Annotated in this window: 20 protein-coding genes and 1 riboswitch; of the genes, 15 read left to right on the forward strand and 5 right to left on the reverse strand. The window is 68.1% G+C overall.

The features are described 5' to 3' along the window. Window positions 1-41: 41 nt before the first annotated feature. Complete coding sequence (locus AC1D0A_RS04570) at window positions 42-1,106, forward strand: glycerophosphodiester phosphodiesterase (RefSeq protein WP_476945271.1); 1,065 nt, start codon at window positions 42-44, stop codon at window positions 1,104-1,106. Here AC1D0A_RS04570 and AC1D0A_RS04575 read toward each other — a convergent pair. Next, on the reverse strand, window positions 1,103-2,125 hold the full coding sequence (locus tag AC1D0A_RS04575; RefSeq protein ID WP_476943496.1) for an endonuclease/exonuclease/phosphatase family protein: 1,023 nt from the start codon (window positions 2,123-2,125) through the stop codon (window positions 1,103-1,105). The two genes, AC1D0A_RS04570 and AC1D0A_RS04575, sit on opposite strands and share 4 nt — an antisense overlap. A 480-nt stretch (window positions 2,126-2,605) precedes the next feature. Between AC1D0A_RS04575 and ileS the strand changes: the two genes are divergently transcribed. The 4 genes from ileS (at window position 2,606) to ndk (ending at window position 8,299) form a co-directional block, all read left to right on the forward strand. Continuing rightward, window positions 2,606-5,980 (forward strand): isoleucine--tRNA ligase, encoded by a 3,375-nt coding sequence (gene ileS, locus AC1D0A_RS04580; RefSeq protein WP_476945272.1) that lies wholly within the window; start codon window positions 2,606-2,608, stop codon window positions 5,978-5,980. 3 nt (window positions 5,981-5,983) lie between these two features. Then, the gene (locus tag AC1D0A_RS04585; RefSeq protein ID WP_028277859.1) at window positions 5,984-7,342 is read left to right on the forward strand and encodes a bifunctional folylpolyglutamate synthase/dihydrofolate synthase; all 1,359 of its coding nucleotides are present in this window, start codon (window positions 5,984-5,986) and stop codon (window positions 7,340-7,342) included. Between the two features lie 3 nt (window positions 7,343-7,345). Then, a complete protein-coding gene (locus AC1D0A_RS04590; RefSeq protein WP_028277860.1) occupies window positions 7,346-7,801 on the forward strand; it encodes a DUF4233 domain-containing protein in 456 nt (151 codons plus the stop codon). Window positions 7,802-7,885: 84 nt separating this feature from the next. Continuing rightward, complete coding sequence (ndk, locus tag AC1D0A_RS04595; protein ID WP_018773361.1) at window positions 7,886-8,299, forward strand: nucleoside-diphosphate kinase; 414 nt, start codon at window positions 7,886-7,888, stop codon at window positions 8,297-8,299. A 92-nt stretch (window positions 8,300-8,391) separates the two neighbouring features. Here the strand turns inward: ndk and AC1D0A_RS04600 are convergent, their stop codons facing one another. From AC1D0A_RS04600 to AC1D0A_RS04615, 4 genes are all read right to left on the reverse strand, one after another. After that, window positions 8,392-8,880: a hypothetical protein gene (locus AC1D0A_RS04600; RefSeq protein WP_476945273.1), complete on the reverse strand. Its 489-nt coding sequence runs from the start codon at window positions 8,878-8,880 to the stop codon at window positions 8,392-8,394. A gap of 196 nt (window positions 8,881-9,076) precedes the next feature. Continuing rightward, a complete protein-coding gene (locus tag AC1D0A_RS04605; RefSeq protein WP_476945274.1) occupies window positions 9,077-9,793 on the reverse strand; it encodes a dienelactone hydrolase family protein in 717 nt (238 codons plus the stop codon). Between the two features lie 64 nt (window positions 9,794-9,857). Then, entirely contained in the window at window positions 9,858-10,403 is a 546-nt protein-coding gene (locus AC1D0A_RS04610; protein WP_476945275.1) for a flavodoxin domain-containing protein, read from the reverse strand. Between the two features lie 165 nt (window positions 10,404-10,568). Next, a complete protein-coding gene (locus AC1D0A_RS04615) occupies window positions 10,569-11,240 on the reverse strand; it encodes a vitamin K epoxide reductase family protein (RefSeq protein ID WP_028277864.1) in 672 nt (223 codons plus the stop codon). Window positions 11,241-11,723: 483 nt separating this feature from the next. Between AC1D0A_RS04615 and AC1D0A_RS04620 the strand changes: the two genes are divergently transcribed. From AC1D0A_RS04620 to AC1D0A_RS04665, 10 genes are all read left to right on the forward strand, one after another. Beyond that, window positions 11,724-14,984: an Rne/Rng family ribonuclease gene (locus AC1D0A_RS04620; protein ID WP_476943501.1), complete on the forward strand. Its 3,261-nt coding sequence runs from the start codon at window positions 11,724-11,726 to the stop codon at window positions 14,982-14,984. Between the two features lie 148 nt (window positions 14,985-15,132). Continuing rightward, a riboswitch (TPP riboswitch) is annotated at window positions 15,133-15,230 on the forward strand. Next, entirely contained in the window at window positions 15,213-16,895 is a 1,683-nt protein-coding gene (locus AC1D0A_RS04625) for a bifunctional hydroxymethylpyrimidine kinase/phosphomethylpyrimidine kinase (RefSeq protein ID WP_476945276.1), read from the forward strand. It overlaps the preceding riboswitch by 18 nt. A 402-nt stretch (window positions 16,896-17,297) precedes the next feature. Continuing rightward, complete coding sequence (gene rplU, locus AC1D0A_RS04630; RefSeq protein ID WP_018773353.1) at window positions 17,298-17,606, forward strand: 50S ribosomal protein L21; 309 nt, start codon at window positions 17,298-17,300, stop codon at window positions 17,604-17,606. Between the two features lie 61 nt (window positions 17,607-17,667). Further along, the gene (gene rpmA / locus AC1D0A_RS04635; protein WP_009372867.1) at window positions 17,668-17,931 is read left to right on the forward strand and encodes a 50S ribosomal protein L27; all 264 of its coding nucleotides are present in this window, start codon (window positions 17,668-17,670) and stop codon (window positions 17,929-17,931) included. A gap of 117 nt (window positions 17,932-18,048) precedes the next feature. Further along, window positions 18,049-19,638, forward strand: a complete 1,590-nt coding sequence (gene obgE / locus AC1D0A_RS04640) for a GTPase ObgE (protein WP_028277867.1) — start codon at window positions 18,049-18,051, stop codon at window positions 19,636-19,638. Next, the gene (proB, locus tag AC1D0A_RS04645) at window positions 19,628-20,845 is read left to right on the forward strand and encodes a glutamate 5-kinase (protein WP_243177236.1); all 1,218 of its coding nucleotides are present in this window, start codon (window positions 19,628-19,630) and stop codon (window positions 20,843-20,845) included. The genes obgE and proB overlap by 11 nt, the downstream gene beginning before the upstream one ends. Before the next feature lie 26 nt (window positions 20,846-20,871). Further along, window positions 20,872-22,257 carry a glutamate-5-semialdehyde dehydrogenase gene (locus tag AC1D0A_RS04650; protein WP_028277869.1) on the forward strand — a complete coding sequence of 462 codons (1,386 nt, stop codon included), beginning with the start codon at window positions 20,872-20,874 and terminating at the stop codon, window positions 22,255-22,257. Window positions 22,258-22,337: 80 nt separating this feature from the next. Then, window positions 22,338-22,577 carry a hypothetical protein gene (locus tag AC1D0A_RS04655; RefSeq protein WP_028277870.1) on the forward strand — a complete coding sequence of 80 codons (240 nt, stop codon included), beginning with the start codon at window positions 22,338-22,340 and terminating at the stop codon, window positions 22,575-22,577. 55 nt (window positions 22,578-22,632) lie between these two features. After that, the gene (nadD, locus tag AC1D0A_RS04660) at window positions 22,633-23,316 is read left to right on the forward strand and encodes a nicotinate-nucleotide adenylyltransferase (protein ID WP_476945277.1); all 684 of its coding nucleotides are present in this window, start codon (window positions 22,633-22,635) and stop codon (window positions 23,314-23,316) included. Window positions 23,317-23,323: 7 nt separating this feature from the next. Beyond that, on the forward strand, window positions 23,324-24,613 hold the full coding sequence (locus tag AC1D0A_RS04665) for a hypothetical protein (protein ID WP_476945278.1): 1,290 nt from the start codon (window positions 23,324-23,326) through the stop codon (window positions 24,611-24,613). Window positions 24,614-24,655: the final 42 nt, after the last annotated feature.

Genomic DNA, 24,655 nt, shown 5'->3' on the forward strand with positions numbered 1-24,655 from the left:
GGCCCGTGCAACTGCACACCACCAGAGTGGAGAACTTTCCCATGCGAACCCCGACGAAGCTCGGCGCTGCCGTACTCAGCGCAGCCCTGCTCCTCACCGCCGCCGCCCAGGCAAACGCCGCCCAGGCCCACGCGGCCGACACGAACACCAACGGCCAGGACAACCACTTTGACCTCGAGGCCCACCGCGGCGGCATCGGCCTGACTGTCGAGTCAACTCTGGCGTCCTTCGCGAAGGGGATCGAGACCGGCGTCTCCACCCTCGAACTTGACCTCCAGATCACCAAAGACGGCCACGAGGTCATCACCCACGACCGCAAGATCAGCGGCCAGAAGTGCCTGGACACGGCTCCTGTCACGCCGAACGACCCCCAGTTCCCCTACGTCGGCAAGTACGTCAAGGACCTGACGTTCGCGCAGGTCCGCAGCCTGGACTGCGGCAGCCTCACGCTTCCCCAGTTCCCGGGCCAGGCGGCCTCGCCGGGCGCCCAGATGCCCACGCTGGCCGAGGTCTTCGCGTTGGCGGATTCTCACCGGGCCAGCCAGGTGAAGTTCAACATCGAAACCAAGGTGGAAGCGGGCGCGCCGCAGGAAACCGCGCCGCGCGAGCAGTTCGTCGACGTCGCACTCCGTGAAATTACGGCCGCCCACATGCAGAGCCGTGTCTCGATTGAGAGCTTCGACTGGGGCTCGTTGCGCCTGGTCCAACAGCGCGATCCCCAGATTCGCACCGTGGCCCTGACCAACAAGGACTTCCTCCAGGCAGGCCAGCCCGGCAAGTCGCCGTGGCTGGGCGGAATCGACGCCGATGACTTCGGCGGAGACCTCGTCGCCGCAGCCTCCTCCCTCGGCTTCGACGCCATCTCTCCGGTGCACGGCACGCCGCAGAACGGCGCCGTGACGGATCCGGGCTATGTTCCCTACGTCACCGCCGACATGGTCCGCCGTGCCCACGCGGCAGGCATGCAGGTCATCCCGTGGACCGTTGATGACAAACCCACCATGCGGGCGCTCATCGGTGCCGGAGTGGACGGGCTGATCACGGATTACCCGGACCGGCTCCGGGACGTGATGGCCGAGTCCGGCATGAAACTGCCGCGCAGCTAGCCCTCCGCCGGGACGGACAGCGTGGCCAGGAGCGCCGCGTGGTCCGACCCGGCCACCGGCAGCACGGCATAGCCGCTGCTGTGCACCTGCGGGCCGGTCACGATGTGGTCGATGACGACGCCCGGCAACGGGGGACCGGCCATGGGCCAGGTCGGAACCAGGCGGGCCAGGGCCGAGGCGCCCGCGTCGACGAGGGGGCCGCCCTGCCGGGTCCTGTCCTGGCCCTGAAGCATCTGCCGGAACTCGGCGTGGTCGAGGGTGGCGTTGAAGTCGCCCAGCAGCAGCATGTTGCCGGGACGGGCGGCGAGGCGGCCCAGGGCGGCCAATTCGCTCCGCCACTGCCCGGCCCGGCCCCACACCGGCGCCTTGGTGTGCACGTTGGTCACGGCGAGTGTGACCGGACGGCCGCCGGCGTCGAGCTCCAACTGCACCGTAGGCATGTGGAAGGCGGAACCGTCCACGGAGTCGGTTGGAACGAGCGGGCGGGCGGAGTACACGGCGCCGCCGCCCGCGCCGTCCCTCGAGCGGCTGACCCGGTGCGGAAGCAGCGCGCCCAGTCCCTCCGCGTCCAGCCGTCTCTCCAGGGCCGGGGAGAGCTCCTGGACGGCAAGGAGCGCGACGCCGTTTTCGCGTACCAGCCGGACCACCTCCGCGGCGTCCGCCTGGCCCTTCCAGGCGTTGAGGGTCATGACCTTCAGTTCGGCCGACGGCGCTGAGGACTGCGCCTGCCCCGTGCTCCGTTGCTCTCCAGGCAGCGAATCCGTCTGCCGGGCCAGAAGCCGGTCCGCCACCTGGTCCGGCGGGAACAGCCAGAGCAACTGCAAGGCCAGGAGGGCGCCGGCCGGGAGTGCAAGCCAGGGACGGCGCGCCCGCAGCCCCAGCAGGAAGGCCGCGCCGGCGGGAAGCACGAACCAGGGTGTGAAGGCCACGAGTTGGACCACCGGGGCAGGCCACGGCGCCGGGACCGCCCGGAACACGGACACCACGGCAACGGGCGCGGCGCAAAGGGCAGAGGACACGTGCCACCGGCGGCTGGCGCTGCGGCGCTTCACGGGTAGGCCCGGGGCGGCCGAGGGACGGTCATGGCATGAGTCTATGCAGTCGGGCCGCCGGCGTCGCCCCCTGACAGCGGAGTTTGCCGCACCGGGAAACGCAGTGGCACTGCCCGTCGCTGCAGCGGGGCAGTGAAACGCACTATTTTCTCCGGTACCATCGACGTAGCAGCTTTGACCCGGCCATCACCGGTGAGCTTCCGGAAGAACACCCTCGCGTGAGGTGGAGACTTAGTCGCCACGGTGCGTGCGCGGGCCAGTAGAACCGGACGGGTAAGCCCGTCACAGCAGTAATGAGCGGCCGACGCCGGTGCACGACCCTTCGCGAAGGGGAGCGGACCGGTGGCGGTAAGTGAGGTGGTACCGCGGTCCGTGGTGTCGGAAGACAACAGGGCCGTCCTCGCATCCTGAATGCAAGTGTTCACCAGCTCAACCCAGGATGTCGAGATGACTTATTACCCCAAGGCCTCCGCCTCAGGCGCCGGCTCCACCACCTCTACGTCAAACGCAACTTCCAACGCAGTTTCCAACACCTCCGGTGTGTCTGCCTCCGTGAAGTTCCCGGAGATCGAAGAGCGCATCCTCAAATACTGGGACCAGGACGGCACCTTCCAGGCGAGCATCGACCAGCGGGATGCTGGTCAGGACGGGTCCAACGAGTTCGTCTTCTACGACGGCCCGCCCTTCGCCAACGGCCTGCCGCACTACGGCCACCTCCTGACCGGCTACGCCAAAGACCTCGTGGGCCGCTACCAGACCCAGCGCGGCCGCCGCGTGGAGCGCCGCTTCGGCTGGGACACCCACGGCCTGCCCGCCGAGCTGGAAGCCATGAAGCAGCTGGGCATGACGGACAAGACCCAGATCGAGGCCATGGGCATCGACAAGTTCAACGACGCCTGCCGCGCCTCCGTCATGAAGTACGCCGACGAATGGAAGAGCTACGTCACGCGCCAGGCGCGCTGGGTGGACTTCGAAAACGACTACAAGACGCTCAACGTCGAGTACATGGAGTCCGTGCTCTGGGCCTTCAAGCAGCTGCACGAAAAGGGCCTGACCTATAACGGCTACCGCGTCCTGCCGTACTGCTGGAAGGACGAGACGCCGCTGTCCAACCATGAGCTGCGCATGGACGACGACGTCTACAAGAACCGCCAGGACCAGACCGTCACGGTCACGTTCCCCATCACGGCAGGGGAATCGGAGCTGTCCAGGCAGCTCGCCGGGGTGCAGGCACTTGCCTGGACCACCACACCCTGGACGCTGCCCACCAACCTGGCGCTCGCCGTCGGGCCCGACATCAGCTACGTGGTCCTGCCGGCCGGCCCGCACGGGATCAAGGCCGCCGCGGCCGACGCGCCAGTCACCGGCAGCTTCCTGCTCGCCGCTGACCTCCTGGCCGCCTACGCCAAGGACCTCGGCTACGGCGACGGGGCCGAGGGTGCCGCCGCCGCGGAAGCCGCCATCACCTCCCGCCACACCGGCGCCGAGCTCAACGGCTTGAGCTATGAGCCGCTCTGGGACTACTTCCACGACGCCGAAAAGTACGGCACCGAGAACGCCTGGCGCTTCCTCGTGGCCGACTACGTCACCACCACCGACGGCACCGGCATCGTCCACCAGGCCCCCGCCTACGGCGAAGACGACCAAAAGATCTGTGAAGAGGCCGGCATCCCCGTGGTCCTCTCGGTCGACGAAGGCGCAAAGTTCCTGCCGCTGTTCGGCCACGGCGACCTCGCCGAAATCGCCGGGCTGCAGGTGTTCGAGGCCAACAAGCCCATCACCCAGGTGCTCCGCGCCCAGGGCCGCCTGGTCCGCCAGGCCAGCTACGAGCACAGCTACCCGCACTGCTGGCGCTGCCGCAACCCGCTGATCTACCGCGCCGTGTCCTCCTGGTACGTCGAGGTCACCAAGTTCAAGGACCGCATGTCCGAGCTCAACCAGGACATCAACTGGATCCCGGGCAACGTCAAGGACGGCCAGTTCGGCAAATGGCTCGCCAACGCCCGCGACTGGTCCATCAGCCGCAACCGCTACTGGGGCAGCCCGATCCCCGTCTGGCAGTCCACCGACCCGGACTACCCGCGCACCGATGTTTACGGGTCCCTGGCCGAGATCGAGGCCGACTTCGGCCGCCTGCCGCTGAACAAGGCCGGCCAGGTGGACCTGCACCGGCCGTTCATCGACGAGCTCACCCGCCCGAATCCGGATGACCCGCGCACCCCGGAAGAGGGCCAGTCCGTGATGCGTCGCGTCGAGGACGTCCTGGACGTCTGGTTCGATTCAGGTTCCATGCCCTACGGCCAGGTCCACTACCCGTTCCAGAATGAGGAATGGTTCGACACGCACAACCCGGCGGACTTCATCGTCGAGTACATCGGCCAGACCCGCGGCTGGTTCTACATGCTGCACATCCTTTCCACCGCGCTGTTCGACCGTCCGGCCTTCCGGAACGTCATCAGCCACGGCATCGTGCTGGGTTCGGACGGGCAGAAGATGTCCAAGAGCCTGCGCAACTACCCGGACGTCTCCGAGGTCCTGGACCGCGACGGCTCCGACGCCATGCGCTGGTTCCTGATGTCCAGCCCGATCCTGCGCGGCGGCAACCTCGTGGTCACCGAGCAGGGGATACGCGACGGCGTCCGCCAGGTCATCCTGCCGCTGTGGAACGTGTACAGCTTCTTCACGCTGTACACGAACGCCGCTAACGCTGCAGCAGGACAAGCGTCGGGCTACGACGCGAAGCTCCGCTACGACGGCTACGGCGACACCCTGGACCAGTACCTCATGGCCAACACCGGGGACCTGGTCCGGAACATGACCGCCCAGCTGGACAGCTACGACATCTCCGGCGCCTGCGACGAGCTGCGCAGCTACCTGGACATGCTCACGAACTGGTACGTCCGCCGCAGCCGCCAGCGCTTCTTCGACGAGAGTGTGGACGCCTTCGACGCGCTCTACACCGCGCTGGAGACGGTCACCCGCGTGGCCGCCTCCCTGCTGCCGCTGATCTCCGAGGAGATCTGGCGTGGCCTCACCGGCGGGCGTTCCGTGCACCTGGCCGACTGGCCGGATGCCGGACTGTTCCCTGCCAACCCGGGCCTGGTCGAGGCGATGGACCGGGTGCAGCAGATCTGCTCCACCGGCTCCTCGCTGCGCAAGGCCGCGAACCTGCGCGTGCGCCTGCCGCTGCAGGAACTCACGGTCGTGGCACCGGGCGCGGACGCGCTGGGCGGCTTCGCCGGCGTCGTCGCCGATGAACTGAACCTGCGCTCGGTCCGCCTGCTGGACGCCGAGAACGCCTCCCCGGAGGAGTTCGGCATCGAGCAGAAGCTCGTGGTCAATGCCCGGGCCGCCGGCCCGCGCCTGGGCAAGAACGTCCAGCAGGCCATCAAGGGATCCAAGTCCGGCGACTGGTCGGTCAGCGACGCCGGGGTGGTCACCGCCGGCGGCCTCGACCTCGAACCGCAGGAGTACACCCTGGAAACCGTCGTGGCCGAGGCCGCGGAAGGCGAAGGATCCCGCGCAGCGGCGGTCCTGCCCGGCGGCGGGTTCGTGGTGCTCAACACCGAGGTCACCCCGGAGCTGGAAGCCGAAGGCATGGCCCGTGACATGGTCCGCGCCATCCAGCAGGCCCGCAAGGACGCCGGACTCAATGTCAGCGACCGGATCAGCACGTCCGTCACGGCGAAGCAGGACGTCGTCGAGGCGCTGCTGGCCAACGCGGAGCTGGTCAAGACCGAAACCCTGACCGTCGAGCTGGAAACCCTGGCGGCCGACGTCAAGGACCCACAGGTCAGCGTTGCCAAGAAAGTTGGAGCCTAAACCATGACCGACGAATTCTCCGTTGAAAGCGTCTACGCCGAGCTGCTGGGCCGGGCGCCGGAAAACAAAATGGAGCCGCGGCTCGCCCCGCTGCACCGGGCCATGGAAATCCTGGGGGAGCCGAACAAGGCGTTCCCGATCATCCACGTCACCGGCACCAACGGCAAGACCTCCACGGCCCGGATGATCGAGGCCGGGCTGCGCGCCCACGGCCTGAGCACCGGCCGCTACACGAGCCCGCACCTGTCCAAGGTCACCGAGCGGATCAGCATCGACGGCGCCCCGGTGCCGGATGAGACGTTCGTCCGGATCTGGGACGAGATCCGTCCCTACCTGCAGATCGTGGACGGCGAACTCGAGGCGGCGGGCGAGCCCCGGCTGACCTACTTCGAGTGCCTGACGATCCTGGGCTTCGCGGTCTTCGCCGATCAGCCGGTCAACGTCGCCGTGATCGAAGTGGGCCTGGGCGGCATCACCGACGCCACGAACGTCGGCGATGGCCAGGTGGCCGTCGTCACCCCGATCTCCCTGGACCACACCGATCTGCTGGGCGACACCACCGGGGACATCGCCTACGAGAAGGCCGGCATCATCAAGCCCGGCAGCTTCCTCATCAGCGCGGCGCAGCCGGTCGACGCGGCCCAGGTCCTGCTGGAGAAGGCCAAGGAAGTCAACGTGCCGTTCCGTTTCGAGGGCGTGGAGTTCGGCGTCGAATCCCGCACCGTCGCGGTCGGCGGCCAGATGGTCACCATCCAGGGCATCGCCGGACGCTACGAGGACCTGCTGGTGCCGCTGCACGGCGCGCACCAGGCCGAGAACGCCGCCGTCGCCATTGCCGCGCTGGAAGCGTTCTTTGGCGGGGAAAAGGCGATCGACGCCGAGATCCTGCAGGAGGCCTTCGCCTCCGTCACCTCCCCGGGGCGGCTTGAGGTGGTCCGCACCGCGCCGACCATCATCGTGGACGCCGCCCATAACCCGGAGGGCATCCGGGTCTCCGCCGAGGCCATCCACGAGGCCTTCAACTTCACTAAGCTCGTGGTGGTGGTCGGCGTGCTGCGGGAAAAGGACGCCGAGGAGATCCTGCGCCAGCTCAAGGAATCCCTGGGCGGCCTCGCCACCGAATACTGCTTCACCCAGTCCAACTCGCCCCGGGCCGTCCCGGCCGAGGACCTGGCCGAAATCGCGGTTGACCTGGGCTTCGGCGAGGAGAACATCCACGTCGCCGGGAAGCTCGATGACGCCCTCGAATGGGCCGTGGAACGGGCCGAAGCCGACGACGAGCCCGCCGGCGGGGTCCTCGTGACGGGTTCCATCACGCTCGTCGCGGACGCCCGGATCCTGCTCGGAAAGGCGGACGCGTAAGCGATGGCGAAACTCACCAAAGCCCAACGCGAATGGCGCCCGGGCATGCCCAAGAAACGACGTTCCACGAAGGTCATGTTTGCCTCCACGGTCCTGCTGCTGGAAGCGTTCGTGGTGCTCTTCGGGACACTGGCCGTTTTTGGACTGCACCGGAACGAATACCCTGCGGCCCTGGTCTTCTCGGTCGGGATCGGCCTGTGCCTGGTCTTCGTCTTCACCTGCGCTGTCCTCTCGAAGCCGTGGGGAGTGGCCCTGGGCTGGGTCCTGCAGCTCGTGCTGATCCTGGGCGGCATCGTGGAACCGGCCATGTACCTCGTCGGCGCGCTCTTCGCCGTGGCGTGGTGGTACGGGATCCGGACCGGCATCCGGATTGACCGGGAAGCTGCCCAGCGGGAGCGCGAGCAGGCCGACTGGGATGCCGCCCACCCCCAGGGCCCCGCGCCGGGAAACAGCGCCTGAAACAGAGCCTGAACCTGTGCCCGGGCACCTGGCCCGAACCCCGTAGACTTGACCCAAATCCCACCCCAACACATTGGAGCAGCTGTGAGCATTGAGCGCACCCTCGTCCTGATCAAGCCCGACGGAGTCGCCCGCAACCTGTCCGGCGCCATCCTGAGCCGGATCGAAGCCAAGGGCTACACCCTGGCCGAGCTCAAGAAAGTCGACGCGAGCCGCGAACTGCTGGAGCAGCACTACGAGGAGCACGTCGGCAAGCCGTTCTACGAGCCGCTGGTTGAGTTCATGCTCAGCGGCCCCGTGGTCGCCGCGATCTTCGAGGGCCACCGCGTCATCGAGGGCTTCCGCACCCTGGCCGGTACCACGGACCCGACGACGGCAGCGCCCGGCACCATCCGCGGCGACTTCGGCCGCGACTGGGGCCTGAAGGTCCAGCAGAACCTGGTACACGGCTCGGATTCGGCGGAATCCGCCGAGCGCGAGATCAAGATCTGGTTCTAGCCCGAATTTCGGGACACCCCCACCGAGGGGAAAGTTAAGGCCAATGTTCGTACCGGACATTGGCCTTAACTGTCCCCTCGCGGCGGTTGCTCTCAGCGGCTGGCGAGGCGCACTAGATTCGAGAACTGGCGGGTCTGCATGACCCAATGCGCGGGCTCCAGCATGGTGATGCTCAGGATGGGTTGCAGCCATTGTGGCTGTAGCGACCAGTACCCGCTGACTACCAGCCGGGTGCGCTCACCCGCGGACTCCCGCAGCTCGAATCCCCAGAGCGAGTCGGTGTAATAGCGCGGCCGGGTTCGTGCCGGGTCGAAGGGACGCCCCCGGAGATCGATCGACATACGCAGGCCCAGGAACCGCTCGGGTTCAAGCGCCGCGACCGCCCACCACTCGCTGCCGTCGGGCTTCGCCGCCAGGCGGTCACCAGCGGCGATCTCCTGCCACTCGGGATGGATGCTCTCTGTGCTGCGGCGCCCGAAGTTGTCGAGACGGTCCCAGCTGTACCAGCCGGCGCGATCCGTTCCCATCTGCACCAGCCAGAGCCACACGTGCGAAGGGGGCGCATCGATGGTCACCGCCATGGTCGCCCCTCGCGTGCTGCCCGGAATCAACCCCGCCCCCGGGTAAGGTCCCCGCACTTCGTCAACGGTCGCGCCCCAGCGAAGCAGGCGTGGCCGCACGAGTGTCAGGTAGCCGGCAGTGAAACCGGCCACAGCGCCCGCTGCCAGCAAGGCTCCCCTCGGTGCAGGGTGCATCATCGCGCTTCCCCTTCATTGGTCAGGTGTTCTCATTGGTCAGGTGTTCCCGGAAGAAGCCGAGGATGCGCAGGCGCGCGTCCTCGGCGGAGGGCTCGTGGTAACCGGCCGCAACCAGCTTCGCGAGCACCTTGTCCCCGAATGTGAGCTCCGACGGGCCATGCCTGTTGAGGAAGCCGTGACCGGCGTCGGGATAGACCTTGATGTCATGGTCTATCCCGACGTCGGCGAGCAGCGGCTCCAGACGCGCCGGGACCTTGCGCACTCCGGGCCAGCGGTCCCTGGCGCCGTAGCTGCCAACGATGGGGCAGGCCCGGGGCATTGCGCGGGCAGTCCCGTCATCGAGTCCGCCGTAGTTGACGCTTGCCGCGGCGAAGTCATGGTCCGGGGCCAGCATGAGGGCGAACCCCCCGCCCATACAGAAGCCGATCACGCCGATCCGGCCGGTGCAGCCGTCCCGTCCGGCCAGCCACGCGCGGGTGAGGTCCAGGTCGCCGAGGGGCCGCCAGCCGCGGATGAGGGACCACAAGCACGCCGCCCTGCTGCCCCAATAAAACAGGTCAGGTGCCACGGCGAGGAACCCCTCGCCGGCCAGCCAGTCGGCCTGGTCTCTGGTGTCACGGCTCAGGCCGAGTGCGTCATGGATGACGACGACGCCGGGCCACGGACCGGCACCGGCCGGCGTCGCCGCGTAGGCAGGCATGTCCCCTCGTTCGGCGTGAATGCTCACAACGGTCATGGGTCCTCCCGTGCACGCACCACCGCGCCGGGCGCCGCGGCCGGGATGCGCAGTCTCGATGGCATTAGCCTGTGATGCTGCCTGAAGACGTGGACGAAGCAGGTTTAGCGAGTTGGGCCGTAATCTGATCCGTCCATTCGTCGACTGCCGCCCAGTCCCGCAAATCCCCAAATCGGCCGCCGGTGAGCCTGAACAACACCCGGAGCGGTGCCGGCATCTGGCCGGCCTGGTAGACGCCGGAGAAGAGTTTGTGGCCTCGAAGCGGAACTTCTTTGATCAGGACTTCTGCCAGATGTTCCTGTTGCATTGCCGCGCCGCGCCGGCGAATCGGCTTTGGCAGCGCATCCGCCATCCCTACACTGAAGGCCCACACGGGCCGACTGGCCAGCTCGCGGGCATGGTGTTTGAAGAACAGCAAAGCCGGGGGCAGCCAGGCCTGGTTGTGGACGGCGCTGCCGACCACGACAGCCTCATAGCGGGAGAGAGCCCCCACGTCCTCCACGGACCGGCACTCCACCTCGCCCAGTACACCCGCCATGCGGGATGCCATATGTTGTGCCATCTCCCGGGTGGACCCCAAAGCGCTTGCATACGCAATAAGAACAGTCATCAAGAGGCCTCCGGTCTTCCTTCCTCCAGCCTTATGTAACCTGCGCGCGCGGGGTCGTGCCATAAGTCCCGACATGGGCCCGGAGCCTCTCATCGAAGAGACGGCTAAGGCCAATGCCCGGCGCGAGCATTGGCCTTAACAGTCTCTTCGACGCGGTTGGGGCGTTTAGTAGCCGGAGGTACCGATGAAAACCTGGATGAAGGCGAAGAAGATCGTCGCGACGACGGCGACGTACAGCAGCGCCGTAATGATCCAGCCGGAGTCGCCGATCACCTTGGTGGGACCGGCGGGCAGGGCAATCACGCCGTGGGAGATGTTCCGGACGCTCACCCAGACGAACAGCGGGATCATCACGGCCCAGACGATCATGCAGAACGGGCAGAGGATGTGGATGGCGTACAGGGCCTGGGACCAGAGCCAGACCACGAACGCGAAGCCCAGCGTCACGCCCGCCTGGAGCCCCAGCCAGTACCACCGGGAAAACCGGGCGCCGGCCAGGATACCCATGGCCGTGGTGATGATCACGGCGAAGGCGACGATTCCGATGAACATATTAGGGAAGCCGAACACGGAACTCTGCGGTGTCTGCATGACCTGGCCGCAGGAGATCCACGGGTTCACGTCGCAGACCGTGACGTGGTTCGGGTCCTTCAGGACCTCCAGCTTCTCCAGCACCAGGGCCCCGGACGCGAGCCAGCCGATGACGCCGGTGATCAGCAGGAGCCAGGCGAACGGGCGGTCGCGGGTCATCGTGGGAAGGGGCCGCGCCGCAGGGGCCGGGCCGGAACCCGGTTGGTGCACGGTCGCGTCGCCGGCAGTGCTGGAGATGCTGGGCATGGAAATTGAGTCCTTTTTTAGTCGTCTTGACCGGGTACTTCTTGCCCCGATTGTAACGCCGGAGGCTGAACAGCGCCGGAGAACGGCCCCGCCCGCCGCGCCCGGCCGCACCTGCTGCACTTCCGGCCCCGCCTGCCCCTGCTTTCACGGCTCCTGTGAGACAATGATCGTGGCTGGAACCCGATCCACATCCGGATTCCGGTCCGGCGATTTTGTTTCAAGACCGCCAATGATGAGCAGGGAGCTGCGGATCCTCTGATTCCAGCTGTCCCGCAATGCCATTGGACGGCACCTGGTTGTGGCGTGTAGGTCAACGGGTTCCAAAACAATCTCGCCGGCCCTCCAGGGCTGCCGCACCCCACTGCCGGTGCGAACCTGAGGGTATCCAATTGACTTCTGTCAATGCCTGCGGGTGTTGACGCATATTTGCCCCCAAGGGGCGCCGAATGTGGCGGCGCATCAGGGGCAGGAGTGTCGCCACATATGGATAATGACCAGGTAGTAGCCGGAAACGAAGAACTAGTAGTCACCGGGGAAGCGCAGGGAACTGCGGAAGCAGAGGCTCCGGTAGCGCCGAAGAGGGCCGTACGGACCCGCCGGAAGGCGCCCGTCGCCAAGGTCAACGCCGCGGAGGCGGCCGAGGCTGTTGCCGAAGCCGCGGCCCTGGCCGACGCGGCCGGTTCAGATGAGCCCGTCCGGGGCCGCCGTAAGCCGGCCAACGTCGAAGCAGCCGGATCTGACACTGTTGAACCCGAAGCTGCTGTATCTGAAACTGCTGCAGCCCAGACTGCGGCCAAGGCGCCCGCGCGGCGCACCCGGACCCGGAAAGCTGTAGCAGCCCCGGAACCGTTGCCTGCCTTCGCCGGCGACGCCGAAGCCGGCGCACCTGCCGCGGCTGAGGCCCCGGCAGCAGCTGGCACTGACGCAGCTGCCGCCGCAGAAACGGCCGCAGAGACGGTTGCAGAGAAGCCGGTCCGCCGCCGTGCCAGCCGTGCCAAGGCCGCCCCGAAGGCCGAAGAAGCACCCGCGGCAGTATTCCCGGCCGAAGAAGCCGCCGCGGCGGAAGCACCCACCGCGGAAGCCGCCGCAGCCCAGCCTGAAGAGCCGGAAGCCCGCCCCGAGGAAAGCCCGGCCGCGTCGCTGTTCATGGAACCGGGTGCCCTCACTTCCGTCATCTTCCAGGCCCCGGACCTGAGCACTGTGGTGCGTCCGGCCCCCGTTGCCGCCGCAGCAGCTGAGCCCGAGGACGAGGAAGGCGACGAGGACGAGGACGCCGGCAATCGCCGTCGGCGCCGCAGCCGCGGCCGGCGCGGCCGCACCCGCACCTCTGCCGAGTCCGACACCGAGTCGGAAGGCACCGAAGAAGAGGGCGACGAAGGCTCCGAGGTAATCCTCGAAGACGGTGTGACCTCCCGCCGCCGCCGCCGCCGTCGCCGTGGAGACCAGGACCTGGAGCTGACCGGCGGGGAAGGCGACGATCCGCCCAACACGGTGACCCGCGTCCGTGCGCCGCGGGCCATGGCCGAGGCGCCGGTGAACAACCGCGTCACATCCGTCAAGGGCTCCACCCGCCTGGAAGCCAAGAAGCAGCGCCGCCGCGAATCCCGCGACACCGGCCGCCGCCGTACCGTCATCACCGAGGCCGAGTTCCTGGCCCGCCGCGAGTCCGTGGACCGCCAGATGATCGTCCGCCAGCGCGACGACAGAATCCAGATCGGTGTCCTTGAGGACGGCGTCCTGGCCGAGCACTTCGTGTCCAAGACCCAGCAGGACTCCCTGATCGGCAACGTCTACCTGGGCAAGGTCCAGAACGTGCTGCCCTCCATGGAAGCCGCTTTCGTGGACATCGGCCGCGGCCGCAACGCCGTGCTCTACGCCGGTGAAGTGAACTGGGAGTCCGTCAACCTCGAGGGCAAGCAGCGCCGCATCGAGAACGCGCTGAAGTCCGGCGACTCCGTGCTGGTCCAGGTCACCAAGGACCCGGTCGGCCACAAGGGCGCCCGTCTCACCAGCCAGATATCACTGCCCGGCCGGTACCTCGTGTACGTGCCCGGCGGTTCCATGACCGGCATCTCCCGCAAGCTGCCCGACGTCGAACGCAACCGCCTCAAGCGGATCCTCAAGGACCGCCTGCCCGAGGACGCGGGCGTCATTGTCCGCACCGCGGCCGAGGGAGCTTCCGAGGAAGAGCTGACGCACGACATCAACCGCCTCCGCGCGCAGTGGGAAGGCATCGAGAGCCAGTCGACGTCCACCAAGATCCTCGCCCCCGAGCTGCTCTATGGCGAACCTGACCTGACCATTAAGGTGGTCCGGGACGTCTTCAACGAGGACTTCTCCAAGCTGATCGTCTCCGGCGAGGAAGCCTGGGACACCATCGAGGCCTACGTCACCTACGTCGCACCGGACCTCGTGGGCCGGCTCGAGAAGTGGACCAAGGACACGGACATCTTCGCGGCCTGGCGCATCGACGAGCAGATCCACAAGGCCTTGGACCGGAAGGTCTTCCTGCCTTCGGGCGGTTCGCTCGTGATCGACCGCACCGAAGCCATGACCGTGGTCGACGTCAACACCGGCAAATTCACCGGCTCCGGCGGCAACCTTGAGGAAACCGTCACCAAGAATAACCTGGAAGCGGCTGAGGAAGTCGTCCGGCAGCTGCGCCTGCGCGACATTGGCGGCATCATCGTGATCGACTTCATCGACATGGTGCTCGAATCCAACCGCGACCTCGTGCTGCGCCGCATGGTGGAGTGCCTGGGCCGGGACCGGACCAAGCACCAGGTGGCCGAGGTGACCTCGCTGGGCCTCGTGCAGATGACCCGCAAGCGGATGGGCACCGGGCTGCTGGAAGTCTTCGGCGAACAGTGCGAAACATGTGCGGGCCGCGGCATCGTCACCCACGACGAGCCGGTGGAGCACCGCCGCGCCAACACGGTCGCCGCGGAGCACTATGTGCCGCGCACCGAGGCGCAGCCTGCTGCCCGACCGGAACGCAAGAGCCGTCGCCGCGGCAGGGGAGGCCAGGGCGGAGAGACCGCGCCGGCCGCACCCGCGCCCGTCCACGCCGAACCCACCGAGGCCGAACGCCACGCCAAGGCCGAGGCCACCCGGGCAGCGCTGGCCAACATCGCTGCCGCAGCGCATGCCGCGCACCTGCACGACGGGGAGGCAGCCGCAGCCAGCGACGCCGGGGCCCGCCAGGCCGCTGTCGACGCCGTCACGCAGCTCGCAGCCGCCGACGAGGCAGCCGGCCGCCCCGCAACGGTGCTGACGTTTGGCGGCGAGCAGGTGGCCCTGCCCTTCGTCGAGCACGCGGAGGACGCGCCGTCACCGGCCCTGACCCTGGACCTGCTGACCGAGGCTTTCGCAAACCTGGGCGAAGCAGAGGCCGGCAAGCCGGACCAGGCCGCCGGCCTGGCGGCCGGTCAGGCAGCGGCTGTTGCCGCACCGGAAGCCACGGCGCCCGAGGCGCCGGCGGCCGTCCGCGCTGCGGAGGCGCCGGCGTCACGCACAGCTGACACCACGACGCTGCGCGGCCGCCGCGCACGCCGCAACCGGAGTGCCAGCCGCGCCCAGGGCGCAGCCAACGAAACCTCCGTGGAGCACCGAGAGGCAACCCGGCCGGCCGCGGCCGGATCGGTCCACGAGGCCAAGGCTCCCGCTGCGGCCAGGCCTGCGTCCCTCCCGGCCGGCAACGAGCCGATCATCCTCGGCGTCGGCGTGCCGGCGTCGGAGCTGTAGTCCTCCGCGACTGACCACGTCCCCGTCCGGTCATTATTTCGACTGGTCGGGTTGCGGGTCCGGGTCGGGGCAGACGTAACATACGTCCGCCCAGGCCCGGGCCCGCTCGTGCGTTAACGGGTCCGCAGGGTGGCAGCGGCTAGGCTGGAACACTGACACGGGGTGCCGGGCATCGGGCCGGCTGAGATCCAGACCCGTTGAACCTGTCCGGTTAGCACCGGCGAAGGGATGTCTGCCTTGTCCGCGAGACCGAATCCGTCCGAGTTCCTCCCGCTCAATTTTCTGCACAGCGAGTCTCTGCCGGCCCCGCCGCGCATTCCCCGTGTGCTGGCCATCGCCGGCTCCGATCCCTCCGGCGGGGCCGGAATCCAGGCCGACCTGAAGAGCATCGCGGCGAACGGCGGCTACGGCATGGCCGCCATCACCGCCCTGACAGCGCAGAACACCCAGGGCGTGCGCGCCGTCCACGTTCCCCCGGCGGCGTTCCTCACGGCGCAGCTGGACGCCATCAGCGACGACATCGGCATCGACGCCGTCAAGATCGGCATGCTCGGTGACGCCGCCGTGATCGAAGCCGTCCGCGTCTGGCTGGAAAAGGTGCGCCCCGCCGTCGTGGTCCTGGACCCGGTGATGGTCGCCACCAGCGGGGACCGGCTCCTGCAGGAATCCGCCGAGGCCGCCCTGCAGGGCCTCCTGCCGCTGGCGGACCTCATCACGCCCAACCTCGCCGAACTCGCCATCCTGCTCAAGGAGCCCGTCGTGGCCGACTGGTCCGAGGCCCTGGCGCAGGGCAAGCGGCTGGCCGCCCTGACCGGCACCACTGTCCTGGTTAAGGGCGGACACCTCCAGGGCGGCGGGCCGGGGGGCGGGCATGCCCACGGCGCCGGCGCCGACGGCCACGCCGCCGGCAACGGCGACACGGACGGCTGCCCGGACGCACTGGTCAACACCGGCGGCCTGCTCGGCCAGGAAACGGTGGTGGTGCCGGGGGAGCGGATCGCGACGCGCAACAGCCACGGCACCGGCTGCTCCCTGTCCTCGGCTATGGCCACCGTGCAGGCCCGGGTGGGGGACTGGGAAGCGGCGCTGCGCGAAGTCAAACCGTGGCTGCTGGGCGCGCTCCGAGAAGCCTCGGCCCTGGACGTCGGCACCGGCAACGGCCCGGTCCACCACTTCCACCACCTCCAGCACCTCCAGGGCGGGCAGGCCCTCAAAGACGGCCAGCGCGGCCAGCACCGCCCGGCCGGGCACGGTCCGGCGGCGGGGGAGTTCGCCGCAGCCCTGCGCGCAGGAGCCGCGGGCGATCTTGAGGCGATCTACGCCCTGGACTTCGTCCGCGGACTGGCCGACGGCACCTTGCCCGAGCACGAGTTCGCGTACTACCTCGCCCAGGACGCCATCTACCTCAACGGCTACTCCCGGGTCCTGGCCCGGGCCGCGGCGATTGCCCCCACCGAGGCCGAGCAGTTGTTCTGGGCCCGTTCGGCGCAGACCTGCCTGGAAGTCGAATCCGAGCTGCACCGGTCCTGGCTTAGCGCCCGCCCCACGGCCTCCACCCTGGGCCCGGTCACGAAAGCGTATGTGGACCACCTGCTGGCCGCCTCGGTCTCCGGCAGCTATGGCGTCCTCGTGGCGGCGGCGCTGCCCTGCTTCTGGCTCTACGCCGAGGTCGGTTCCACGCTGCACCGGGAGTTCCTGGCCGGCGGCGCCCCCGGGGAGCACCCCTACGCCGGCTGGCTGCGGACCTACGCCGACGAGGACTTCGCCGCCGCGACCAGGCAGGCCATCGCGTACACGGACACGGCGGCCGGGCGGGCATCGGAGAGCGAGCGGGAGGCCATGGCCCTGGCCTTCCGGCAGTCATCGCGCTACGAAGTGGACTTCTTCGACGCGCCGCGGCTGTACGCCTGACGCGAGCTGGTCCGGACTACCGGTACGATGGTGGGGCACGGTTCCGGAAGTCGTTGCGGCAACACAGCTCAGGATGGTCAAGATCCCGGCCAAGAACATTGGCGGGGACTTTGCATCAAGACACTGTGGCGCCTATCACGGACTACCCGCCGGAACCAGCCTCATTTGCGGCCGAAGGCAAAATTAGCGTATTCTAGATCTTCGGTGCTTACGCCAACACTTGGGTTATGACCCTGAGAACAGTCCACTTGGAATTCCAAATGGATTTGTTCCGGGGGTAGCTCATGGGTTCCCCCGGGGAATCCACCGGCGTTGAGGCACAGCGTGAGCCGGTCCAAACAATTTGGCCCCTGGTTCCGCACGCAAATCTAGTAATAAACGTCGAGAGAAGTGAGTTCCCCAGTGGTGTACGCGATTGTCCGCGCAGGCGGCCGCCAAGAGAAGGTTTCCGTTGGAGACTTCGTTACCCTGAACCGCGTCCCCGGTGGAGCCGGCAGCACCTTTGAGTTGCCCGCACTGCTCCTGGTGGACGGTGACAAAGTCACGTCTGCTGCTGCGGACCTGGCCAAGGTAACGGTTACGGCTGAGATCCTCGAAGACCTCCGTGGTCCGAAGATCGTCATCCAGAAGTTCAAGAACAAGACCGGTTACAAGAAGCGTCAGGGCCACCGTCAGGAACTGACCAAGGTCAAGATCACCGGTATCAAGTAACTCTTCGTTACTGTTCAGGTTCCAGCAGATTCCCCAGAATTTTTGAAGGCAGGCATTTCAAATGGCACATAAAAAAGGCGCGAGTTCCACTCGCAACGGTCGTGACTCCAACGCCCAGTACCTCGGCGTCAAGCGCTTCGGTGGCCAGGTAGTTTCCGCAGGCGAGATCATCGTCCGCCAGCGCGGCACCCACTTCCACCCGGGCGCCGGCGTAGGCCGCGGCGGGGACGACACCCTGTTCGCCCTGACCCCCGGTGCTGTCGAGTTCGGCACCCGCCGTGGTCGCCGCGTTGTGAACATCGTGGCTGCTGCAGCTGCAGAGTAACAATAAGTTCTAAATCGGTGGGGCGGGCCATTAGGTCCGCTCCACCGGTGTTTTAACCGCATTACAATCATCTTGGGCCCCTTTGGGGGTCCGGGGAACAGCACTGAGGAGATCCACGTGGCGAGCTTTGTAGACCGGGTAGTACTGCACGTATCCGGCGGTACCGGCGGTCACGGCTGTGTCTCCGTCCACCGCGAGAAGTTCAAGCCCCTCGGCGGTCCCGACGGCGGCAACGGCGGCAACGGCGGCGACGTCATCCTTCGCGTGGACCCCCAGACCACCACCCTGCTCGACTACCACCACGCGCCCCACCGGCACGCCACCAACGGCGGCCCCGGTATGGGCGACTGGCGCGGCGGCAAAAACGGCGAAACCCTGATCCTTCCGGTGCCGGTGGGCACCGTGGTGAAGTCCAAGTCCGGCGACGTCATCGCCGACCTCGTGGCCGAAGGCGACGAATACATCGCCGCCGCCGGCGGCATTGGCGGCCTCGGCAACGCCTCCCTGTCCTCACAGAAGCGCCGCGCGCCCGGCTTCGCGCTGCTCGGCATCGAAGGCGAATCCAGCGACGTCGTCCTGGAACTGAAGTCCATCGCCGACATCGCCCTCGTCGGCTTCCCCTCCGCCGGCAAGTCCAGCCTGATCGCCGCCATGTCCGCCGCCCGGCCCAAGATCGCGGACTATCCCTTCACCACCCTCATCCCCAACCTCGGCGTCGTCCAGGCCGGTGAAGTCCGCTTCACCATTGCCGACGTCCCCGGCCTGATCGAGGGCGCCAGCGAGGGCAAGGGCCTGGGCCACCACTTCCTGCGCCACGTCGAGCGGTGCGCCGCCCTGGTGCACGTGCTGGACTGCGGCACGCTCGAATCGGACCGCGATCCGCTCTCCGACCTCGCCATCATCGAGGCCGAGCTGGAGAAGTACGCTGTGGACATGAGCTACAGCGGGTCCGACGGCGAGGTCGTTCCGCTGAACCACCGCCCCCGCCTCGTGGCCCTGAACAAGGTTGACCTGCCGGACGGCAAGGACATGGCCGAGTTCGTCCGCCCGGAGCTCGAATCCAGGGGCTACAAGGTCTTCGAAATCTCGGCGACGAGCCACGAAGGCCTCCGCCAGCTCGGCTTCGCCATGGCCGAAATCGTCAAGGCCGCCCGCGACGCCGTCGCCGCGACCCCGCCGAAGGTACACGCCCCCGTGCTGCGCCCCCGCGCCGTCAACGAGACCGGCTTCACGATCCGCCGCGAAGAAAAGAACCTCGAGCCGCTCTTCCGCGTCCTCGGCGACAAGCCCGTGCGCTGGGTCAAGCAGACAGACTTCACCAACGAGGAGGCGATCGGCTACCTCGCCGACCGCCTGGCCAAGCTCGGCGTTGAAAATGAACTGTTCAAGCAGGGCGCCAAGCCGGGCGACATGGTGGTCATCGGCGAGGACGACGGCGTCGTCTTCGACTGGGAGCCGACCATGATGGCCGGTGCCGAGCTGCTCGCCTCGCCCCGCGGCACCGACGTGCGCTTCGCCGACATCGGCGACCGCCCGACGCGTGGCCAGAAGCGCGACGAACAGCAGGAACGCCGCGACGCCAAGGCCGCCGCCCGCGCCGAGCTCGAAGCCGAACGCAAGGCCGGCATCTGGACCGAATCCGTCAGCGGCCGCCGCGCGCGGCAGCCGCTCAAGGAGAGTGGACTGGGCGAAGCCGATGACGAGTAAGACCGTCGTCGAGCACGGGTCCCAGCCGCCCAGCGCTCAAAACATCGGTGCCCAAAACATCGGTGCCCAAAACATCGGTGCCCAGACCATCAACGCCCCGGACCGCACCGCGCTGTCCGGGGCGCGCCGGATCGTCGTCAAGGTGGGCTCGTCCTCGCTGACGTCCATCAAGGGCGGGATCTCCGAAGAGGCCCTGACCGGGCTCGCCGACGCCCTGGCGCACAAGCGCAACGCGGGCGCGGAGATCATCCTGGTGTCCTCCGGTGCGATCGCCGCCGGTCTCGCCCCGCTCGGCCTCGAGAAGCGCCCCCGCGACCTCGCCACCCAGCAGGCCGCCGCCAGTGTGGGCCAGGGCCTGCTGATGGCCCGCTACACCCACGCCTTCGGCGCGCACGGGGTTACCGTCAGCCAGGTGCTGCTGACCGCCGATGACTTCATGCGCCGCAGCCAGCACACCAACGCGTTCCGCGCGCTGGACCGGCTGCTGAACCTCGGCGTTGTCCCGGTGGTCAACGAAAACGACACCGTAGCCACCCACGAGATCCGCTTTGGCGACAACGACCGCCTCGCGGCCCTGGTGGCACACCTGGTCCGCGCCGACGCACTCGTGCTGCTGTCCGACGTCGACTCCCTGTACGACGGTCCGCCGTCGCACGGCGCCAAGCGGATTCCGCATGTGTCCGGCCCCCACGACCTCGACGGCGTCTCGATCGGCAGCACCGGAAAGGCCGGTGTGGGCACGGGCGGCATGGTCACCAAGGTCGAAGCCGCCAGCATCGCCGCTGGTTCGGGCATCCACGCCCTCGTAACATCCACGGCCAATGCGGCCGCGGCGCTGGCCGGCGAGGACGTGGGCACATGGTTCTCCGTCAACGGGGCGCGCAAGCCGATCCGGCTCCTGTGGCTGGCCCATCTGGCATCCGTGCGCGGCACCCTGGTGCTCGACGACGGTGCCGTCAAGGCCGTCCGCGACCGCCGCACCTCGCTTCTGCCGGCCGGAATCGCCGCGGTGAAGGGCGACTTCGAGGCCGGCGACGCCGTGGAGATGGTGTCCGTGGACAACACCGTGATTGCCCGCGGGCTGGTCAACTATTCGGCCGCCGAGCTGCCCCAAATGCTGGGCCGCTCCACCCATGAGCTCGGCAGGGCACTGGGCCGCGGATATGACCGCGAAGTTGTTCATGTTGACGACCTGGTGCTGGTCTAGGTTCCCCCGACGCCTAAACTGGAAGCATGACTGAGGCCCTGACTTCCGCTGCCGTGACTGATGTGCCTGCCGGCACCGTTCCTGCCGATAACGCCGCGCCCGCCCAAGGGTTCGCCGCGGTACCGGATCCGGCAGCGGTCCCGGGCACGGCAACGGAGACCGAAGCAGCCGTCCACGCGGTCGCAGACCGCTCACGCCACGCCGCCCACAGGATGGCACGCGCCAACCGGGCCTGGAAGGACCGGGGCCTGCGCGCCGTCGGCAAGGCGCTGGTGGATCACAAGCACCAGATCCTGGCCGCCAACGCCAAGGACGTCGCGGCCGGCCGGGCCGCCGGCACCAGCGCCGCCCTGCTGGACCGGCTGACGCTGACCGACTCACGCATCACGGCCCTCGCCGCCGCACTGGAAAACCTCGCCACCCTGCCCGACCCCGTCGGCAACGTGGTGCGCGGCCAGACCCTCCCCAACGGGCTTCGCCTGCGCCAGATCAACGTACCCATGGGCGTGGTGGCCGCGATCTATGAGGCCCGGCCGAACGTCACGGTCGACATCGCCGGACTGGCCCTCAAGAGCGGCAACGCCGTCATCCTGCGCGGCGGATCCGCCGCCGCTGCCACCAACGCCGCCCTGATCACCATCCTCCGGGATGCGCTGGAATCGGTGGGCCTGCCCGCCGACGCCGTCCAGACCGTGGACCAATACGGCCGCGACGGCGCCAACGCGCTTATGCGGGCGCGCGGCCGGGTGGACGTGCTCATTCCCCGCGGCGGGCGCGAGCTGATCCAGACCGTCGTGACGAACTCCTCCGTGCCGGTCATCGAGACCGGTGAAGGCAACGTCCATATCTTCCTGGACGCTTCCGCCAACGAGGAAATGGCCGTGGACATCCTCCTGAACGCCAAGACCCAGCGGCCCAGCGTCTGCAACACCGTCGAAACCCTCCTGGTGCACTCCAAGTCCACCGTCCTTCCCGCGGTCGCCGCCGCATTGCGGGCTGCCGGGGTCACCCTGCACGTGGACCAGCGCATCCGCGCCGCCCTGCCGGCCTCGGTCCAGTCCGTGCCGGCCACGGAAGATGACTGGGCCACCGAATACATGAACCTGGACCTGGCCGTGGCCATGGTGGACAGCCTGGACGAGGCCGTCAGGCACATCCGGAAGTGGTCCACCGGCCACACCGAAGCGATCCTGACCAACGACCTCGCCAACGCCGAGCGCTTCATCGCCGAGGTCGATTCGGCCGCCGTGATCGTGAACGCCTCCACCCGCTTCACCGACGGCGGCGAGCTCGGCCTCGGCGCCGAAGTGGGCATTTCCACCCAAAAACTCCATGCCCGCGGCCCCATGGGACTGACCGAGCTGACCACGACCAAGTGGATCGTGCAGGGCGAGGGCCAGATCCGGGGCTAGCAACGCTGTAACATGGAACGGAAGACCGGAACGGCGGACACCTCCGCCGTCGTCAAATTTTGAACTCACTAGGGGAGAACATGCTGTCGCAGCAGATCGCCACTTTCGTCGCCGCCGCCGGCGAATCGGGCCACGAGGAACTCGCACCGCTCATTGCACCGCCGTTTGTCATTGGCGGCACCATGTTCGCGATCCTGGTGGTCCTGCTGATGATCACCCTGTCCTACTCCAACCTGGGCCGGCGCCACGTGGTTGTCGAGGAGCACGCGGACCCGCACCGCCAGCACCCGAACAAGCACGATCACGGCCAAGGTCACTAATATTTCCGCCCCCACGAAGCAGCGCGGCGCCCAGCGCCGCCTGCGTCTGGGTGTGATGGGTGGCACGTTCGACCCCATCCACCACGGACACCTTGTCGCGGCCAGTGAGGTCGCGGCCAAGTTCGACCTCGACGAAGTCGTTTTTGTGCCCACCGGCCAGCCCTGGCAGAAGATGGCCAAGAAGGTCAGCGAAGCCGAGCACCGGTATCTCATGACAGTCATCGCCACGGCCTCGAACCCGCGCTTCACCGTGAGCCGGGTGGACGTGGACCGTCCGGGACCGACCTACACGATCGACACCCTGCGTGACCTGCGGACCCTGCGTCCGGACGCCGATCTGTTCTTCATCACCGGCGCGGACGCCCTGGCCCAGATTTTGTCCTGGAAAGACATCGATGAACTCTGGTCCCTCGCGCACTTTGTGGGCGTAACCCGGCCGGGCCACGTCCTGGACGGCATGGGCCGCAAAGACGTCAGCCTCCTGGAGGTCCCGGCCATGGCCATTTCCTCCACGGATTGCCGCACGAGGGTGGCCGAAGGCAACCCGGTCTGGTACCTCGTACCGGACGGGGTGGTCCAGTACATCGCCAAGTACGGCCTGTACCACGCCAGCCCCAACGCCGATCGCCTCGAAGCCGGACACGCCGCGACCGCCAACGACGGAAACGGCGCGGCCGGGACTGCCACCGCACAGCACGATCCAGCCTTTGAGATAACCCAACCAGCCAGCACTGAATGAGTTTGCCATGAGTCAGCAACAGCCTCCCATCCGCAGCCGCCGCGAATTGCGGCAGGCCAGAGATGAACGTCTGGACACTCCGGGCCCGGGCGAGCCGACGGAGGCCGAAATCACCGGCCGGAGCCGTCGCGTTGCCGACGCCCCGGTGGACTCTGTGCGTGCTGATTCTGTGCCCGCTGGCACGGAGCGGTCTTCCCAGGTCCGGGCACGGGACCGCGCCGCGCTGCGCACCATCAAGGAACTCGCAGAGAAGGAAGGCCAGCTGGCCGGCGGAGGGCCGCCCACGCGACGCCAGTTGAGGCTTTTGGAGCTGGCGACCGAAACGGCCCCGGCCACCCAGGCCAACACCATTGTCCCGGTGTCGCCGCGGACCCGGGCCACCCCGGTGGTTTCCCCGGCCGCGAAGGACGCCGCCGCGAAGGACGCGGCCCCGGCGCCCAAGGCCCCCGCTGGCGCGGCTGCCCCGGCGCCCAAGGCCCCCGCTGCGCCCAAGGCTCCCGCGGCCGACGGCGCCGGACCGGGCGGGGCGACGCCCGAGGGCATGACCGTGGAGCAGGCGCTGGCCGCCCGCGAACTCCTCGCGGAGCAGGCCAAGAACCAAGTGGCCAAGATGGAACACATTGCGGCCACGGATCCGGATGCCGTTGATCCGGCCGTCCTGGCCGAGCAGATCGCCCTCGCCGAGCGTGCCGCGATCCTGAACCGCCGCGCCGCCGCCAAGCAGAAGCTCGCCGAACAAAACAGCCAGCCGGCGGCGCCCCGCAACGATCCGACCACGGCCAACAACCTGGCCATGGTCACACCCCTGGAATTCGAGAAGGTTCCCGGCGTGGAGCGGCCCGTCATGAAGCGCCCTGCCACGTCGTACGTTCCGGTTGTCACCAACCCGGGTCCGCGCGTGGACACGCCGCGGAAACCCGGCCTGCGGCGGCCGGGCATCTCCCGCCAGAAGGCCGCAGGTCCCGCGACGGGTTCTGCCGCTGGCAGGGCCGGCGTCCTGGCCCGTGCGGAAGCAGCCGCAAAAGCCGGAACGGCACGGCCGGCAAACGCTGCAAACGCGGCAAACGCTGCGAACGCGGCAAACGCGGCAAATTCGGCGGGGGAGGCCGAGGAAAGACTCGTCGGCGGGGAACCCGTAGCCGCGAATGCCGCCTACGGGCTCGAACCCCTGGATGCCGCTACCGCCGGGCTCGGCCGGGCGCGCCGCCTGCGCATGCTCCAGCTCGGCGTCCTGGCGGTGGGGATCGTTGCCCTCATCGCCGGCATCACGCTGATCGTCACCGGGCTGGCCCACTAGGTCTCAGGCCGCCACTGGCGCCACATTTTCAACACCATAGTT

The organism is Arthrobacter sp. P1_D4, from assembly GCF_056406115.1.